The following is a 16,767-nucleotide window of genomic DNA, read 5'->3' on the forward strand; positions in this document are numbered from 1 at the left end:
CATTGGTCTTTTCAACGCATGGTTTGCTAGAAACAACAGACTTGGCACGAAGCGGTCTTGTTCAGATTTCAGGCCCGGGCTTTGCTCGTCCTGCCGTTATGTCTTCCGTCGGAGAATCCGTCACCAGCCTGCCTTCCTCAGCCTTGTAGATATACTGGCTTGCCACCAGCCAGCCCTTGAGAGGGCGGAGGGGCGGAATGCAGGTGAGCAGCAGCAGCGGCAGCGTTGTGAAGAGGTGGACCCAGTAGGGCGCCGTATAGGCAATTTCGAGCCACATGGCGAAGGCAACGCTCGGAACGCAGGCAAAGCAGATGACGAAAAAGGCAGGCCCATCCGCCGGATCGGCGAAGCTGTAGTCAAGGCCACAGACTTCACAGGACGGGGCGAGTGTAAGGAAGCCCTTGAACAGATGCCCCTGACCGCAACGCGGGCAACGTCCACGCACCCCGACATGGGCAGGGGACTGGGCTGGCCACTGGCCGGATGTCTCGATGGGCATGAGGGCCTCCTTGTGTTTGCCGGCTTGCGGCATATCAGGATAATTTCTTATCCGCTAACTGCGGCGTTGGTGCGTCTGGGGCAAGATGCGTTTTGACGCAGGGGGGGGGGCAGGCCAGCGTTTCTTTTGCTGGAGGGGAATGTGCTCCGAACGCTTCTGAGCTGCTCGAATCACGGCTTAGCGCGGCTGGCGCATCGCGGGTGGTGCACGTTCGATGAAAACAGAACGGCATCAAGCGCCCAGTCTGATTGCTTTCACGCGATTCCGGAAGCCAAACCAGCTCCCGCCCGTCTTTGCTGGAATTGCGCTCGCATGTGCTGAAGCACTTTGCAGCTCTTGCCTGGTGCCTATGAAGCAGGTTTGCTGGCCGCATGCTGCCAGAAACTGAAATGCCGGAGACAATGTCTCCGGCATTCTTCAAGCCTGTTGAACGGGAGCCAGCGGCTCAATACTGCCGGAAGAGGGCAACGAGCTTGCCCTGGATGCGCACGCGGCCGGGGCCGAAGATACGGGTTTCATAGGCCGGGTTGGCAGCTTCCAGCGCCACGGAGGCGCCTTTCTTGCGCAACCGCTTGAGCGTTGCTTCCTCATCGTCCACCAGCGCCACGATGATGTCGCCGCTTTCGGCCGTGTCGGTCTTGCGGATCAGCACCGTGTCGCCATCCAGAATACCGGCTTCGATCATCGAATCGCCGCGTACCTCCAGCGCATAGTGTTCCCCACGGCTGATCAATTCCGGCGGAACGGAGATGGAATGGCTGTGGGTCTGGATCGCCTCTATCGGAACACCGGCAGCGATGCGGCCCATGACCGGGATGGAGGTGAAGTGAGGGGCGGTTTCGGCCTGCGGTACAGCTGGAGCAGATACCGGAGCTTGTGCCTTGCCGAGCGATCCCTCGATAACCGACGGCGCAAAGCCCTTGCCGCGCGGGGAAGACAGGCCCGGCGTGACCGAATCCGGCAGGCGGACCACTTCCATGGCACGCGCCCTGTTGGGCAGGCGGCGGATGAAGCCGCGCTCCTCCAGTGCCGTGATCAGACGGTGAATGCCGGACTTGGACCGCAGGTCCAGCGCGTCCTTCATTTCGTCAAAGGACGGTGGAACCCCGGATTCCTTCAGGCGCTCATGAATGAACATCAGCAGTTCGTGTTGCTTGCGCGTCAGCATGTGAGGTCCCCGTTGGAGGGTCTGGTACAAATCATGAACGTACCTTACCTGTTCTCACTGTGTTCCACAAGTCTTAAGGTGGAGTTAGCGGGATGTTCCTGTCACGTGCTTCGAAGACAAAACATCGTCCTGCGGGGCCGGCTGGCGGTTTTCATGCAGAACTGCGCTCTCGTCAATGCAATTCCACCGCCTCTCCGGTGCGTTGGACAGGACAGGCTTCGTGGTCTGTGCAATGAGATCAGACGGGTTGATTTGTGCCAATGGGCGCATGGGCTTGGGCAGTCATCGCTTCGCCTTTTTCCGGCGGAAGGGGCCCAGGCTTGCGATTGCCTGATGCCCCGGCTTGACTTCATGCGCTGGTGTCCCGAAAGCTGCCAAACGAAGACGACACTGCTCCCGGCTGGCCTGCGACCCGCAGGCGGCCTCACTCTGCCTTAAGTGGAATCCCGCTTTGGGGCGGCGCCACGGGAACCCCGAAAAGACCGAAGATGAACAAGCCTGTCACCATCACCGCCCATTCCGCCTGTCCGCATGACTGCCCTTCCACCTGCGCGCTGGATGTGGAGGTGACGGCAGAGGGCCGTATTGGCCGCCTGCGCGGGGCGGCGGACAATGCCTACACGGCCGGTGTCATCTGCGCCAAGGTCGCCCGCTATGCCGAGCGGCTCTATCATCCGGACCGGCTGCTGACGCCAATGGCCCGCGTTGGGGCGAAGGGGGAAGGGCGGTTCGAGCCCATCACCTGGGACGAGGCACTGGACCTTATTGCTGCGCGTTTTCTGGAGGCGGAGGCCAAGCACGGGCCGGAGACGGTCTGGCCCTATTACTACGCCGGCACCATGGGGCTGGTGCAGCGCGACAGCATTCATCGCCTGCGCCATGCCAAGGGCTATTCGCAGCAGTTTTCCTCGATCTGCACCAATCCGGCCTGGACCGGCTATGTGGCCGGAACCGGGCTTCTGGCCGGGCCCGATCCGCGCGAGATGACGAAGGCGGACCAGATCATCATCTGGGGCACCAATGCGGTGGCCACACAAGTGAATGTGATGACCCACGCCATCACCGCCCGCAAGACGCGCGGCGCGAAGATCATCGTGATCGACGTCTACCGCACGGAAACGATGAAGCAGGCCGATATAGGCATCGTGCTCAAGCCTGGCAGCGACGCGGCGCTGGCCTGTGCCATCATGCATGTGCTGTTCCGTGACGGTCTGGCCGACCGGGAGTATCTTGCCCGTTACACCGACTGCCCGGATGAGCTGGAGGCGCATCTTGCCACCCGCACGCCGGAATGGGCCGAGGCGATCACCGGCGTTCCGGCTGCAGAGATCACGCAGCTCGCCCGGATGATCGGCGAGGTGAAGCGTACCTTCATCCGTCTTGGCTATGGCTTTACCCGCAGCCGCAACGGCGCTGTCTCCATGCATGCGGCGGCCAGCATCGCTGCCGTTGCCGGCTCCTGGCAGTATGAGGGAGGCGGGGCCTTTCACAACAACGGGGCGATCTACAAGCTCGACAAGTCGATGGTCGAGGGCAGTTCCCTGCGCACAGGCACCAGGTTCCTCGACCAGAGCCTCATCGGCCGAGTGCTGACCGGTGACACGGAGGCGCTGGCTGGCGGCCCGCCGGTGACGGCGCTGCTGATCCAGAACACCAATCCGGTTTCGGTCGCACCCGAGCAGACGCTGGTGAAGCAGGGTTTTGCCCGCGAGGATCTCTTCACCGTGGTGCATGAGCAGTTCATGACGGACACCGCCCGTTATGCCGACATTGTGCTGCCCGCGACCCAGTTTCTGGAGCATGACGACATCTACCGGGGCGGCGGCCATCAGTACATGCTGTTTGGCCCGAAGCTCACGGAATCGCCGGGCGAGGCGCGGGAAAACATATTCGTTATCAATGAACTGGCGAAGCGTCTTGGAGCAAAGTATCATCCCGGTTTCCACATGAGCGCCCGCGAGCATGTGGACTGGATGCTTGTCAATTCCGGCTATGGCACGCTTGCGGAGCTGGAAGCCGGGCGCTGGAAGGATCTGCAGCCGGACTTCCGCACCGCCCATTATCTTGATGGCTTCGGCCATGCGGATGGCAAGTATCACTTCAAGGTGGACTGGGGTTTCACCGCCGCGCCCAACCGGCCGGAAGACGGAAAGCCCTTTGGCGCTCATGCAGCCATGCCGCGGCTGCCGGACTACTGGAACGCGGTTGAAAATGCCGATGCGGAGCATCCGTTCCGGCTGGTGACGGCGCCGGCCCGATCGTTCCTAAACTCCAGCTTCACCGAAACGCCGGGCTCTACAAAGAAGGAAGGCGGGCGGCCGGAAGTCTGGATGCGTCCAGAAGAAGCCGCCGCAGCGGGACTGGAGGATGGCGCGCGCGTCATTCTGGGCAACCGGCGCGGCGAGGTGCGTCTGCATCTGCGCCTTGTGGAAGGGATTGCGCCCGGAACAGTGGTGTCGGAAGGCATCTGGCCCAACACGGCCTTTGAAGACGGCAATGGCATCAACACGCTGATCGGCGCCGAACCCATCGCGCCCTACGGCGGCGCGGCCTTCCACGATTGCGCGGTGTGGGTGCGCCCAGCAGCGTCATAATCAGCTGTTGGCGTGCGGGCGTGCAAGCTGCTAGTCTTTCCTTGCGGCATGGAGCGCATTGGGGGCCTTGAGGTTCGCGGAAGGGAGAGATCCGCGTCCTTGCAGCAAAGGCCCGCCGGGAGTGGTGCCTGCCGCCTCAGGGGCTTCTGCCTGCCTTCTGCTCCTTCGGGCGGGAGGCCTACGGCCTGAGTCTTGCGGGAGGAACCAGACATGTCGACGGTGACGTCTCAGCATCAGAGCCGCATCGAGGCGGCGCTTGCCAGCGGGCAGGCGGCGCGCTCGCCCATTGCCGCATCCTGGGCCCGTTCGGCCCATCTTCATGGCCTTGATCCGGTGAAGCGCCGGGTGGAGCCGCGCCTGACGGCGCAGGAGCTTGCCCTCGTGCGCGAGCGCATGGGCGGGCTGGTGGCAACCGCAGCCCCCCATCTCGACTGGCTGTTCCAGACCATCGGCGGCCTTGGCGCCTGTGTTGTGCTGGCCGATGCGGAAGGCATCGCGGTGGAGCGGCGCGGCAATCCGTCCGAAGACCGCGACTTTGCCGATTCTGGCCTGTGGACCGGCGCCGTCTGGTCCGAGGCGGAGGCTGGCACCAACGGTATCGGCACCTGCCTTGCCGAGGGCAGGGCGGTGACAATCCACCGCGACCAGCATTTCCTTGCCCGCAACATCGGCCTCACCTGCACCTCCGCCCCCGTGCATGACGCAACAGGGCAGCTGGCGGCGGTAATCGACGTTTCCACGGCTGAGCAGGATGTACCTTCCGCCGTGCTCAGCCTCATCAGCCAGACGGTGCAGAACACGGCTCAGAAGGTGGAGGCTGATCTTTTCCACGCCGCCTTCCCGAAAGCCCGTGTGGTGCTGGTGCCGGGCGGCGGCAGTCACAGCCTTGCTGCGCTTGTGGCGGTGAATGAGGATGATCTCGTCATCGGCGCAACGCGCGGGGCGCGGGCGCTGCTTGGCCTTGCCGCCGATCCTGCCGTAAACCCGCGCCCGCTTGCCGATCTTCTCGGGCTGCCGGTGCACGAGCGGCTGGAAGATGCGGAACGCGCGGTTTTGCACCGGGCGCTCGCCAGGGCCTCGGGCAACGTCTCCGCCGCCTCCCGCGCCCTCGGCCTCTCCCGTGCGACGCTGCACCGGAAGCTGGCGAAGGAATGAGGGGGAAACCTCTGGCCATGTCATCCCGGTTTGCCGCGCAGCGGCAAGACCGGGATCAAGTAACCCCGGCGGACATGATGGCAGATACCGGGGTTACTGGATCCCCGCCTGCGCGGGGATGACAAGGTGAGTAGCTGCGGTGGAACGGCTTTCCATCAATCATCGCAGCGCAGCTCGGATACCCAACCCACACAAACCCGGCTCCATCTGTCGCAGAACTGCGACAGGGCACGGGCAGGCGTTCCCGGCCATGGCTCCACAGGCCGTCCGCAGTGCGTCAAGCTCTTCCCATGGCCGCGAGGAGGCGGCCCGTTGGAGGAGACAGCCATGAACATGCAGAGCCACCCGGATTTCCGCACCGTTTCACCGTTCCGCGAACGCTATGACAATTTCATTGGTGGCAAGTTCGTGCCGCCGGTCAGCGGCCGCTACATGGACAACATCACCCCGATCACCGGCGCCAAGATCTGTGAGGTGGCCCGTTCCGATGCCGCCGACATCAACGCCGCGCTGGATGCCGCCCATGCGGCACGTGAGGCCTGGGGCAAGACCTCTGCCGCCCACCGCGCCAACATCCTTCTGAAGATCGCCGATGTGATGGAGGCCAATCTCGACGTTCTGGCTGCCGCCGAAACCTGGGACAACGGCAAGCCGATCCGCGAGACGACCGCTGCCGACATTCCGCTCTCCGTCGATCACTTCCGCTATTTCGCCGGTGTGCTGCGCGGGCAGGAAGGCACCATGAGCGAGATCGACCATGACACGGTCGCCTATCACTTCCATGAGCCGCTGGGTGTCGTCGGCCAGATCATTCCGTGGAACTTCTCCATCCTGATGGCTGCGTGGAAACTGGCGCCTGCGCTGGCGGCGGGCAACTGCATCGTCATGAAGCCGGCCGAACAGACCCCGGCGGCCATTCTGGTTCTGGCCGAACTCATCGGCGATCTTCTGCCGGCAGGCGTGCTCAACATCGTCAACGGCACCGGCGCTGAAGCTGGCCACGCACTGGCCTCGTCCGGCCGCATCGCCAAGATCGCCTTCACCGGCTCCACCGCCACAGGCCGCAAGATCATGGAAGCGGCGACGGTCAACCTCATTCCGGTGACACTGGAACTGGGCGGCAAGAGCCCCAACATCTTCTTCTCCGACGTGATGGCGCAGGATGACGCCTATCTCGACAAGGCGGTCGAAGGCTTCGTGCTCTTTGCCTTCAACCAGGGCGAAGTTTGCACCTGCCCGTCGCGCGCGCTGATCCAGGAAGACATCTACGAGGAATTCATCGCCCGCTGCATCGCCCGCGTGAAGGCCATCAAGCAGGGCGACCCGCGTGACCCGTCCACCATGGTGGGCGCACAGGCCAGCCAGCAGCAGCATGACAAGATCATGTCCTATCTGCAGATCGGCGTCGAGGAAGGCGCGGAAGTGCTGACCGGCGGCGATGCCGCCCGTCTCGGCGGGGATCTGGCCAACGGCTTCTACATCCAGCCGACCATCCTCAAGGGCCACAACAAGATGCGCGTGTTCCAGGAGGAAATCTTCGGCCCCGTCGTCTCCGTCACCACCTTCAAGACGGAAGAAGAGGCGCTGCATATCGCCAATGACACCATGTACGGCCTTGGCGCCGGTGTGTGGACCCGCGACGGCACCCGCGCCTACCGCTTCGGCCGGGCCATCGAGGCAGGCCGCGTCTGGGTCAACAACTACCACGCCTATCCCGCCCACGCGGCCTTCGGCGGCTACAAGCAGTCCGGCATTGGCCGCGAGACCCACAAGATGATGCTCGATCACTACCAGCAGACGAAGAACATCCTCGTCAGCTACAACCCCAACAAGCTCGGCTTCTTCTGATCTCCCTCCCGGGACACATCCAACTGCGGCACGGGCAACCGTGCCGCTTTTTTGTATGGGACGCGCTCTCCATGTCATCCCGGCTTGACGCGCAGCGGCAAGACCGGGATCCAGTGCGACCGGAGCAGGAGATGGCTGACACCGGGGCTACTGGATCCCCGCCTGCGCGGGGATGACGGCGGAAAGGCGGCAGAACGATTGACGGCAGGGACGCACTGCCTTGCCCATCACTGCGGGCGTCGCCCCGGGCGGAGTGAAGCGCAGACCCGGGGCCTACTCGCTTGCAGAGACGCGATAGGGATTATGGAAGCAGCGGCGGGCGCATGAGGCCATCCATGCTTCGCTGCGGCGGACTATAGCAGCTCTCTACAAGCTAGTAGGCCCCGGCTCGAAGGCCGGGGCGACGCCGTGTATGTTGATACGCAATGGTTCCGTCTGCCCACCGCCTTGACGCTCCTTGTGCCCCTCACACCACCAGCACATCCACCTCTGCTCCGGCATCCAGCGCCGGGGCATGCGGGGGGCGGAGGATGAGGGCGCCGGAGGCGGCCAGCAGCGAGAGCATGGAGCTGTCCTGCCGGGTGAAGGGGGTGACGCTGCGGGTGCCGTCCGGGTGGGTGGTGAGGCTGGCGCGCAGGTAGTCCTGGCGCTGGTCATTGGCCGGAACCGGGCCGGTGAGGGTGGCGGTGGTGCGCTTGCCCGTCATGGCGGCCTCGAGGCTCGTGCCTGTCATCACGGCCATCAGCGGGCGCAGGAACAGGAGGGCGCAGACGAGGCTGGAGACCGGGTTGCCGGGCAGGCCCAGAACCTTGGTGCGGCCAAGGTTGCCCGCCATCAGCGGCTTGCCGGGGCGCATGGCGATGCGCCAGAAATCCAGCTTCATGCCTTCCCCGCCCAGCACCGCTTGCACAAGGTCATGATCGCCGACCGACGCCCCGCCAAGCGTGACGAGAATATCGGCCTCTGCCGCCAGCCCCTCACGCACGCGGGCGGCGATATCGGCAGGGTCATCACTGGCAAGGCCGAGATCCAGCGGAATGCCGCCGCAATCTTCGACGAGGGCCGCAATGCCGCAGTGGTTGGACGCGATGATCTGGTCCGGCCCCGGCGTGCCGCCCGGCAGGACCAGTTCATCGCCCGTGGCGATGATGGCAACCTTCGGCTGGCGCCAGACGGGCAGGGCGGCGTGGTTCATGGCTGCAGCCAGCGCAAGGCTGCGGTAGTCGAGCTTCAGCCCTGCCTTCAGCAGCACATCGCCTTGCGCAAAGTCGAGCCCGGCGGGCCGGACGAACTGGCCGGGACGAACCGGCTCCAGCGCGGTGAGGCGGTCTCCCTCGCGGGTGGCGTTTTCCTGAATGAGGATGGCATCCGCGCCATCGGGCACCGGTGCGCCCGTGAAGATGCGCACGGCCTCGCCCGCACCGACCTTGCCGGAAAAGGCATGGCCCGCAGGAGCCTCGCCGATGACGGTGAGCACGGCACCCGCTGCGGCGCAATCGGTGGCGCGCAGGGCATAGCCATCCATGGAGGAGGCGGGGAAGGGCGGCTGGGTGCGGGTGGCGGCAAGGTCCGCTGCCAGAATGCGGCCATTGGCCCGCGCCAGCGGGACGTTCTCAAGGCCCAGCGGCGCAACGCCGGTGAGAAGCTGCCGCAGCGCATCGTCAACCGGCATCAAGGCCATGTCAGGGCTCCTTTGGTGCGTTTTCCGGTCCGGCAACATAATGGCCGGAGCGTCCGCCGAGCTTTTCGGCAAGGTGGATGCGGCCAATCTCCATGCCCCGGTCCACGGCCTTGGCCATGTCATAAATGGTGAGGCAGGCGACGGAACAGGCGGTCATCGCTTCCATTTCCACCCCGGTCTGGCCGGTGACGGTGGCGGTGGCGCTGACTTTCAGGCCTGGCAGGGCGTGATCGGGCTCTATATCGACGCTGATCTTCGACAGAAGCAGCGGATGGCAGAGCGGGATCAGCTCATGGGTGCGCTTGGCGGCCATGATGCCGGCAATGCGGGCGGTGGCGATGACATCGCCCTTCTTCGCATTGCCCGAAAGGATCAGCGCCAGCGTGTCCGCATGCATCTTCACTTCGCCGGTGACGGTGGCGCTGCGGCGGGTGACGGCCTTGTCCCCCACATCCACCATCGAGGCGCTGCCGGAGGCATCAAGATGCGTCAGATGGTCCTGATCCCGTTCGGGGCCGCCGCCAGCCATGGCTCAGGCTCCGCTGCGGGAGAGCAGGGTGCGGGTGGCGCTTTCCACATCGGCCTGCCGCATTAGGCTTTCGCCGATGAGGAAGGTGGAGATGTTGCAGGCTTCCATGCGGGCGAGATCCGCCGGAGTGAAGAGGCCCGATTCTCCGACGATGATGCGCTCAGCCGGGATCATCGGCGCCAGCCGCTCGCTCGTCGTCAGGGACACGTCAAAGGTCTTGAGATTGCGGTTGTTGATGCCGAGCAGCGGCGAGGTGAGTTTCAGCGCCCGCTCCAGCTCCACCTCGTCATGCACTTCCAGCAGCACATCCATGCCAAGGCCGAAGGCGGCGTCCTCCAGATCCTTCGCCAGTGCATCATCAACGGCGGCGAGGATGATCAGGATGCAATCCGCCCCCCAGGCGCGGGCCTCGGCCACCTGATAGGTGTCGTAGAGGAAATCCTTGCGCAAGGCAGGCAGGCTAACGGCATCACGCGCAGCAGTCAGAAACTCCGGCTTGCCCTGAAACGAGGGTGTATCAGTCAGCACGGACAGGCAGGCCGCACCACCTGCCTCATAGGCACGTGCCAGGGCGGGTGGATCGAAGTCGGCGCGGATCAGCCCCTTGGACGGGCTTGCCTTCTTGATCTCGGCAATGAGGGCATAGTCCCCGGCGGCGTGCTTGGCGCGGATGGCCCGCTCGAAACCGCGCGGTGCCTCGACGGACTTGGCCGCCTCCAGCAGACTGGAAAGCGTGCGTTCAGCCTTGGCAGCGGCGATTTCCTCGCGCTTGTAGGCTTCGATGCGGGTGAGAATGTCTGCCATGGCTTATCCGTTCGAAACTGCCACCAGCCGTTCCAGCCGGTCGAGGGCATCGCCCGTGTCGATGGAGCGGGCTGCCTGCGCCACGCCTTCCTTGAGGTCTGCCGCCTTGCCCGCAACGATCAGCGAGGCAGCGGCGTTGAACAGCACTACGTCCCGGTAGGCGTTCTTCGCGCCGGAGAGCACGGCGCGCAGGGCGGCAGCGTTCTCTTCCGGCGTGCCGCCCTTGAGATCCTCAAAACGGGCGCGGGACAGGCCTGCGTCTTCCGGCGTGATCTCGAATGTGCGGATGGTGCCGTTCTTCAGTTCGGCCACCTTCGTCGGGCCGGTGGTGGTGATCTCGTCCATGCCGTCGCTGCCATGGACGATCCAGACAGATTCCGAGCCAAGGTTCTTCAGCACCTGTGCAATTGGCTCCACCCAGCGGCCATCGAACACACCGGTCATCTGGCGCTTGACGCCAGCCGGGCTCGACAGGGGCCCAAGCAGGTTGAAGATGGTGCGGGTGCCAAGTTCCATGCGGGTCGGGCCGACATGCTTCATCGCGGCATGATGGAGCGGAGCAAACATGAAGCCGATACCGGCCTCATCGACGCAGGCCGCGATCTTGTCCGGGCCGATGTCGATGTTGACGCCGAGCTGCGCCAGAGCCTCGGAGGAACCGGATTTCGAGGACAGCGAGCGGTTGCCGTGTTTGGCAACGGGCACGCCGCAGCCTGCCACGACCAGCGCAGCGCAGGTGGAAATGTTGTAGGAGCCGGTGGCATCTCCGCCCGTGCCGACGATATCGATGGCATCAGCGGTCACGTCGACCGGCAGCATGCGGGCGCGCATGGAGGCGACGGCGCCGGTGACTTCATCAATGCTTTCGCCGCGCATGCGCAGGGCCATCAGAAAGCCGCCGAGCTGGGAAGGCGTTGCCGCGCCGGACAGGATCACGTCAAAGGCCGCGCGCGCATCCTCGAAATCCAGAGACGCACCTTCAGCTACTTTGGCGATAAAGGGTTTGAGCCCGCTCATGCCTGTCCCTCTTCCGGTTTTCATCCGGCCTTTTCTGAGGCCGGCGGCTTTCCTGTTATGGCCGCCCCGGCGACCTGCGCCGGGGCTATTGTCCGTTCCGCGGTCAGTTCTGTGACGGGCCGCCAATCACCAGCTGCAGAGCCTGCTGGTTGATTTCGACGCCCTTGTCAGCCTCGACCTTGTTGATCACAAGATTGAGGAGAGAGGCGGAGAGCTGCTCGCTGATCTGCGTGTCGATCTGCTTGATGCTTTCTTCTTCGCGGAAGAAGGCAGGAGCAGACACACTGTCGACCACCATCACCAGACGGCCGCCATCGGCGCCCATGGTGTCCAGAACGGTGCCGGAAGGACCGCTGAAGGCTTCCTCGACGGCTTCCTGCGGCAGGCCGGCTGGCTGGCCGTTACGCTTGAAGCTGTCGGAGGTCTTGACTTCAAGGCCAGCGGCAGCGGCTACGGCGTCGAGCGTTTCACCGCCGCGAACCCGGGTGGCCATGTCTGCCGAAAGGTTCAGCAGCTTCTGGTCACGTTCCTTCTCAGTCCAGGCCTGAACAACGGCATCGCGGACTTCGGAAAGTTCGCGGTCGCGGGCCGGGGTCACCTTGGTCACGTCGAACCAGACAAAGCCGCGCTGGCCCAGCGGCAGAGGGTTGTTTTCGATACCAACGTCGCTTTCGAAGGCATCTCCCAGCAGGCCGTCAGCATCAGGCAGGGTCACCGGCTGACCGGCGTCGTCGCGGCCATTGCTGTCCACGGCCGGGATTTCGGATGTGGTCAGCGAGAAGCGGCCAGCGACTTCGGCGAGAGTTGCTCCGCCTGCGCGGGCATCTTCGATTTCGTCATGCAGGTCCTGAACGTCCTGCTCGGCCTTTTCCAGAGCGATCTCCTGCTTCAGCTCGGCCTTCACCTCGTCGAACGGACGCACGGCTTCCGGCTGGATCCCGGCCACTTCCAGAATAACGGTGGTGAAACGGCCCTGCACGGCACCGCTTACGCCGCGCTCGGGCAGCGAGAAGGCGGCTTCCGCAATGGCCGGATCGAGGAACTTGTCCTTCGCCATCAGGCCAAGGTTCACGTCGCTGTCCTTCAGACCACGTTCTTCCATCAGCTGGGCAAAGGTCTTTGTCCCTGCTGCAAGTTCGGCGGCTGCGGCTTCAGCTGCAGCCGAATCGGGGAAGGGCATCTGCAGCACGCGGCGCTGCTCAACCGTGCGGAAACGGTTGCCGGCGCGGTCGTAGGCCTTTCTGGCTTCCTCGTCCGTCACCTCATCGGGCTTTGCCAGAGACTGCGGCAGAAGCTGAAGGATGGAGAGGCTGCGGTATTCGGGCGCGCGGAAGTCTTCTTTGCGCGTTTCATAGAAACTTTGCAGTGCCTCATCGGTGGGCGCAGGAATCTCGCCTGCGGCCGATGGCGGTACGGCGATGTAACGCACGGTACGGGTTTCGTTCTCGAAGATGTTGAAGGCGCTCAGCATCGCCTCCGGCGTCTTGATATTGTCCGTCAGGGCGCCTGCGATCTGCTGGCGGCCGGACAAGAGGCGCTGCTCACGCACGAAGTCATCTTCGGAGATGCCGTTGGCGCGCAGCAGCTGCACCAGGCTGTTGCGGTCATAGCCGCCGCCCGGACGCTGGAAAGCCGGGTTTTCCTGGATCATCCGGCGCAGTTCATCGTCGGAGATGCCCAGTTTCATGTCTGCGGCCATGTCATTCATGGCAGCTTCTGCAATCATCCGGGCAAGCACCTGCTGCGGTACGCCGAACTGCGCGCCTTCCGTGGTGGACAGCGGCCGGCCAATCTGGCGGCTCACGGCATTCAGTTCGCGCCGGTAGGCGAGATCAAAGTCAGCCACGGAAATTTCCGTATCACCCACCTTGGCCACGACATTGTTGCCGAAGTTGCGGAAAATGTCGGCGATACCCCAGACGGCAAAGCTCAGGATGAGCAGGGCGATGAAGATCTTGGCAACCCAGGTGCCGGCGCCCTTGCGCAGCGCGTCGAGCATGATGTCTCCCGTAATTCCATAGGCTCATGTCCGGAGCAAAAGGTCCCGGAGCGGTGGTTCTGAATAGCGGCTCAAGGGGCGGCGGACAATAGCCGGGAACTGACAGATGCGCGCGCACACGCAGAAATGCGCAGGAAGTGCGGGAAAGATGCGATGAGACTTGCACTTTGAACCTCTGCTGGGTAGCGAAGTGGCCACCAGGAACCATGCTGCTGTCCCGCCAGCCTGTGCGCCGGACAGATCTTGAGGAGACCGCCATGAGCCATGCCGCCGCAATCCGTCCGCTTGTCGCCGGAAACTGGAAGATGAACGGCCTTGCCGCAGCTTCCGCCGAATTCCAGGCGCTGGGGCAGGGGCTTGATGCTGCTGTCGCGGGCAAGGTGGACGTGATGATCTGCCCGCCCGCAACACTGATCGCAGGTCTTGCGAAGTCCTCCGTTGCTTCGAAGGTCGCGCTCGGCGGTCAGGACTGCCATGCCAAGGCTTCGGGTGCCCATACAGGCGACATTTCCGCTGAAATGCTGAAAGATGCCGGCGCCAGCGCCGTTCTCGTAGGCCATTCCGAGCGGCGCACCGACCATGGCGAAAGCGATGCCATGGTGCGGGCAAAGGCGGAAGCTGCCTGGCGCGCCGGCCTCACCGCAATCATCTGCGTTGGTGAAACCGAAGCCGAGCGCAAGGGCGGCAAGACGCTGGATGTGGTCGGAACGCAGCTTGCCGGTTCGATTCCCGAGGGTGCAACGGCAGCCAATACGGTGATCGCCTATGAGCCCGTCTGGGCGATTGGCACCGGCCTGACGCCCACTGCGGCCGACGTGGCGGAGGTGCATGCCGCCATCCGCAGCGCGCTGGAGGCCCGCTTCGGCGCGGAAGGGGCAGCCATGCGCCTGCTCTATGGTGGTTCGGTGAAGCCCTCCAACGCGGCAGAGCTGATGGCCGTGCCGCATGTCAACGGTGCCCTCGTGGGCGGTGCGAGCCTCAAGGCATCCGATTTCCTCGGCATCATTTCAGCCTATGCCTGATGCCGGGCGGGCCGGAGCCTGTTTGTCCGGCCCTTGACGCTTATATATAGGCTAAAGGGTGCCGCGAACTGCAGAGGAACGCCTTCATGGCTCAGGTTCCGGCAGATTGCGGTGCACGAGGCGTCTTTTGTCACAAGGGATGCCAATCTCCCGGCCTTCAAGGGTGGAAACTCCCGCAAGGCTGGTGTAGAAGGCCGCAAAACTGAAACGAATGATCGGTCCAAAATGGAAACGGTAGTTATCGTCATTCACCTGATGGTCGTGCTGGCCCTGGTGCTTGTCGTCCTTCTGCAGCGCTCCGAAGGTGGCGCTCTTGGTATGGGCGGCGGCGGTGGCGGCTTCATGTCGAGCCGCGGTACGGCCAATGTACTGACCCGCGCCACAGCGATTCTTGCAGCCCTGTTCTTTGCGACGTCGCTTGGCCTTAGCCTCATCGCCCGCATGGATGATGGTCCTGGCTCCATTCTGGACGGAAGCGCGGTTGTTCCGGGAGCCGCTCAGCCGGCCGATGGTTCCGTGCCCCCGGCAGGCAATGGCGTTCTGGATGTGCTGAAGCAGCAGTCCCAGCCCCAGGCGCCCGCAACGGCTCCGGCTCAGCCTTCCGGCCCGCAGGTTCCGGCGGCGCAGTAAGCGCTGCCGCGAGCTCGAGAATGCTGACGGCGCGATCAGGCGCTGCAGCTGGTCCGTATCCGGCGGAATGGCCGGAAAAAATCTCTCAAGTGCCCTGCGCACATCTGCTGCAGGGCATTTTTGTTGTGTTTAACCACTGGACCCCGCTGGCCGATCCGGCAGGGACCACAGTATGGTGTTGCTCCATGGCGCGATACGTTTTCATCACTGGCGGCGTGGTTTCCTCGCTCGGGAAGGGTCTGGCATCGGCTGCGCTTGGCGCCCTGCTTCAGTCCCGCGGTTACAAGGTCCGGCTTCGCAAGCTCGACCCCTATCTCAACGTCGATCCGGGCACCATGAGCCCGTATCAGCACGGCGAAGTCTTCGTCACCGACGACGGCGCCGAGGCCGATCTTGATCTTGGTCACTATGAGCGCTTCACCGGGCGCCCAGCGACCAAGCAGGACAACATCACCACCGGCCGCATCTATCAGGACATCATCGCCAAGGAACGCCGCGGCGATTATCTGGGCGGTACGGTGCAGGTGATTCCGCACGTCACCGATGCCATCAAGGCCTTCGTGCTGGACGGCAACGACGATGTCGATTTCGTGCTGGTCGAGATCGGCGGCACGGTGGGTGACATCGAAGGCCTGCCGTTCTTCGAGGCGATTCGCCAGCTCGGCAATGATCTGCCGCGCGGTCAGGCGATCTACATTCACCTGACGCTGATGCCCTATATCGCCAGCGCCGGCGAGATGAAGACCAAGCCGACCCAGCATTCGGTCAAGGAGCTGCGCTCCATCGGTATCCAGCCGGACATCCTGATGATCCGCTGCGACCGCCACATTCCGGAAAACGAGCGGCGCAAGCTGTCGCAGTTTTGTAATGTGCGGGAAAGCGCCGTCATTCCGGCCTATGATGTGGCCTCGATCTACGATGTGCCGATCGCCTATCACAAGGAAGGCCTCGACGAGGAAGTCCTCAAGGCTTTCGGCATCACTGGCGCACCGGCACCCAAGCTCGACCGCTGGGAAGAGATCTCCCGCCGTATCGCCAATCCGGAAGGCGAAGTGACCATCGCCATCGTCGGCAAGTACACCGTGCTGAAGGACGCCTACAAGTCGCTGATCGAGGCGCTTGTCCATGGCGGCATCGCCAACAACGTCAAGGTGAAGCTGCAGTGGATCGAGTCCGAGACCTTCGAAAAGGAAGATCCGGCGCCGTATCTTGAAGGCGTTGCCGGCATTCTGGTCCCCGGTGGCTTTGGCGAGCGTGGCGCGGAAGGCAAGATTGCCGCTGCCCAGTTCGCGCGTACCCGTAACGTGCCCTATTTCGGTATCTGCTTCGGCATGCAGATGGCGGTGCTGGAAGCGGCACGTAATCTTGCAGGCATCACGAAGGCCAGCTCTACCGAATTCGGCCCCGCCGAAGAGCCGGTTGTCGGCCTGATGACCGAGTGGACGCGCGGAAACGAGAAAGAGCAGCGCCAGGCGGGCGATGATCTCGGCGGCACCATGCGCCTTGGCGCCTATCAGGCGGCGCTGAAGCCGGGCTCGCGCATTGCCGAAGTCTATGGCAGCACGCTGATCTCGGAGCGCCACCGCCACCGCTATGAGGTGAACATTGGCTACCGTGAGCAGCTGGAAAGCTGCGGCCTGGTCTTTGCCGGCACCTCTCCGGACGGGGTTCTGCCAGAGACGGTGGAAATCAGCGGTCATCCGTGGTTCATCGGCGTGCAGTACCACCCGGAACTCAAGTCCCGTCCGTTCGAGCCGCATCCGCTGTTCGCTTCCTTCATCGAAGCGGCCATCAAGCGCAGCCGTCTCGTCTGAGGGCAGA

At 63.8% G+C, this 16,767-nt stretch carries 13 protein-coding genes; 6 read left to right on the top strand and 7 right to left on the bottom strand.

Going from position 1 to position 16,767, the window contains the following annotated elements; all coding sequences use genetic code 11:
- Positions 1-61 precede the first annotated feature (61 nt).
- Positions 62-499 (bottom strand): DUF983 domain-containing protein, encoded by a 438-nt coding sequence (locus V6L75_RS00670; protein WP_334249618.1) that lies wholly within the window; start codon positions 497-499, stop codon positions 62-64.
- A 445-nt stretch (positions 500-944) separates the two neighbouring features.
- Positions 945-1,667, bottom strand: a complete 723-nt coding sequence (gene lexA / locus V6L75_RS00675; protein WP_334249619.1) for a transcriptional repressor LexA — start codon at positions 1,665-1,667, stop codon at positions 945-947.
- Between the two features lie 488 nt (positions 1,668-2,155).
- On the opposite strand from lexA, the gene V6L75_RS00680 reads away from it, so the two are divergent.
- From V6L75_RS00680 to adh, 3 genes are all read left to right on the top strand, one after another.
- Positions 2,156-4,261 carry a molybdopterin oxidoreductase family protein gene (locus V6L75_RS00680; RefSeq protein WP_334249620.1) on the top strand — a complete coding sequence of 702 codons (2,106 nt, stop codon included), beginning with the start codon at positions 2,156-2,158 and terminating at the stop codon, positions 4,259-4,261.
- Between the two features lie 210 nt (positions 4,262-4,471).
- Entirely contained in the window at positions 4,472-5,416 is a 945-nt protein-coding gene (locus tag V6L75_RS00685; RefSeq protein WP_334249621.1) for a helix-turn-helix domain-containing protein, read from the top strand.
- A gap of 333 nt (positions 5,417-5,749) precedes the next feature.
- The gene (adh, locus tag V6L75_RS00690) at positions 5,750-7,264 is read left to right on the top strand and encodes an aldehyde dehydrogenase (protein WP_425498653.1); all 1,515 of its coding nucleotides are present in this window, start codon (positions 5,750-5,752) and stop codon (positions 7,262-7,264) included.
- 466 nt (positions 7,265-7,730) lie between these two features.
- Here the strand turns inward: adh and V6L75_RS00695 are convergent, their stop codons facing one another.
- The 5 genes from V6L75_RS00695 to V6L75_RS00715 form a co-directional block, all read right to left on the bottom strand.
- Complete coding sequence (locus tag V6L75_RS00695; RefSeq protein WP_334249623.1) at positions 7,731-8,945, bottom strand: molybdopterin molybdotransferase MoeA; 1,215 nt, start codon at positions 8,943-8,945, stop codon at positions 7,731-7,733.
- A gap of 1 nt (position 8,946) precedes the next feature.
- Positions 8,947-9,474, bottom strand: coding sequence for a cyclic pyranopterin monophosphate synthase MoaC (gene moaC / locus V6L75_RS00700; RefSeq protein ID WP_058899737.1), 528 nt, complete (start codon positions 9,472-9,474; stop codon positions 8,947-8,949).
- 3 nt (positions 9,475-9,477) lie between these two features.
- Positions 9,478-10,278 (bottom strand): indole-3-glycerol phosphate synthase TrpC, encoded by an 801-nt coding sequence (gene trpC, locus V6L75_RS00705; protein WP_334249624.1) that lies wholly within the window; start codon positions 10,276-10,278, stop codon positions 9,478-9,480.
- 3 nt (positions 10,279-10,281) lie between these two features.
- Positions 10,282-11,295, bottom strand: a complete 1,014-nt coding sequence (trpD, locus tag V6L75_RS00710; RefSeq protein WP_334249625.1) for an anthranilate phosphoribosyltransferase — start codon at positions 11,293-11,295, stop codon at positions 10,282-10,284.
- Positions 11,296-11,398: 103 nt separating this feature from the next.
- Positions 11,399-13,294, bottom strand: coding sequence for a peptidylprolyl isomerase (locus V6L75_RS00715; protein WP_334249626.1), 1,896 nt, complete (start codon positions 13,292-13,294; stop codon positions 11,399-11,401).
- Positions 13,295-13,551: 257 nt separating this feature from the next.
- Here V6L75_RS00715 and tpiA point away from each other — a divergent pair, with 257 nt between their 5' ends.
- The 3 genes from tpiA (at position 13,552) to pyrG (ending at position 16,760) form a co-directional block, all read left to right on the top strand.
- Positions 13,552-14,316 (top strand): triose-phosphate isomerase, encoded by a 765-nt coding sequence (gene tpiA / locus V6L75_RS00720; protein WP_334249627.1) that lies wholly within the window; start codon positions 13,552-13,554, stop codon positions 14,314-14,316.
- 225 nt (positions 14,317-14,541) lie between these two features.
- Positions 14,542-14,946: a preprotein translocase subunit SecG gene (gene secG, locus V6L75_RS00725; RefSeq protein WP_334249628.1), complete on the top strand. Its 405-nt coding sequence runs from the start codon at positions 14,542-14,544 to the stop codon at positions 14,944-14,946.
- A gap of 185 nt (positions 14,947-15,131) precedes the next feature.
- Positions 15,132-16,760 (top strand): CTP synthase, encoded by a 1,629-nt coding sequence (pyrG, locus tag V6L75_RS00730; RefSeq protein WP_334249629.1) that lies wholly within the window; start codon positions 15,132-15,134, stop codon positions 16,758-16,760.
- The last annotated feature ends 7 nt before the right edge of the window (positions 16,761-16,767 follow it).

It is taken from the genome of Pannonibacter anstelovis (assembly GCF_036881715.1).
Taxonomy (GTDB): domain Bacteria; phylum Pseudomonadota; class Alphaproteobacteria; order Rhizobiales; family Stappiaceae; genus Pannonibacter; species Pannonibacter anstelovis.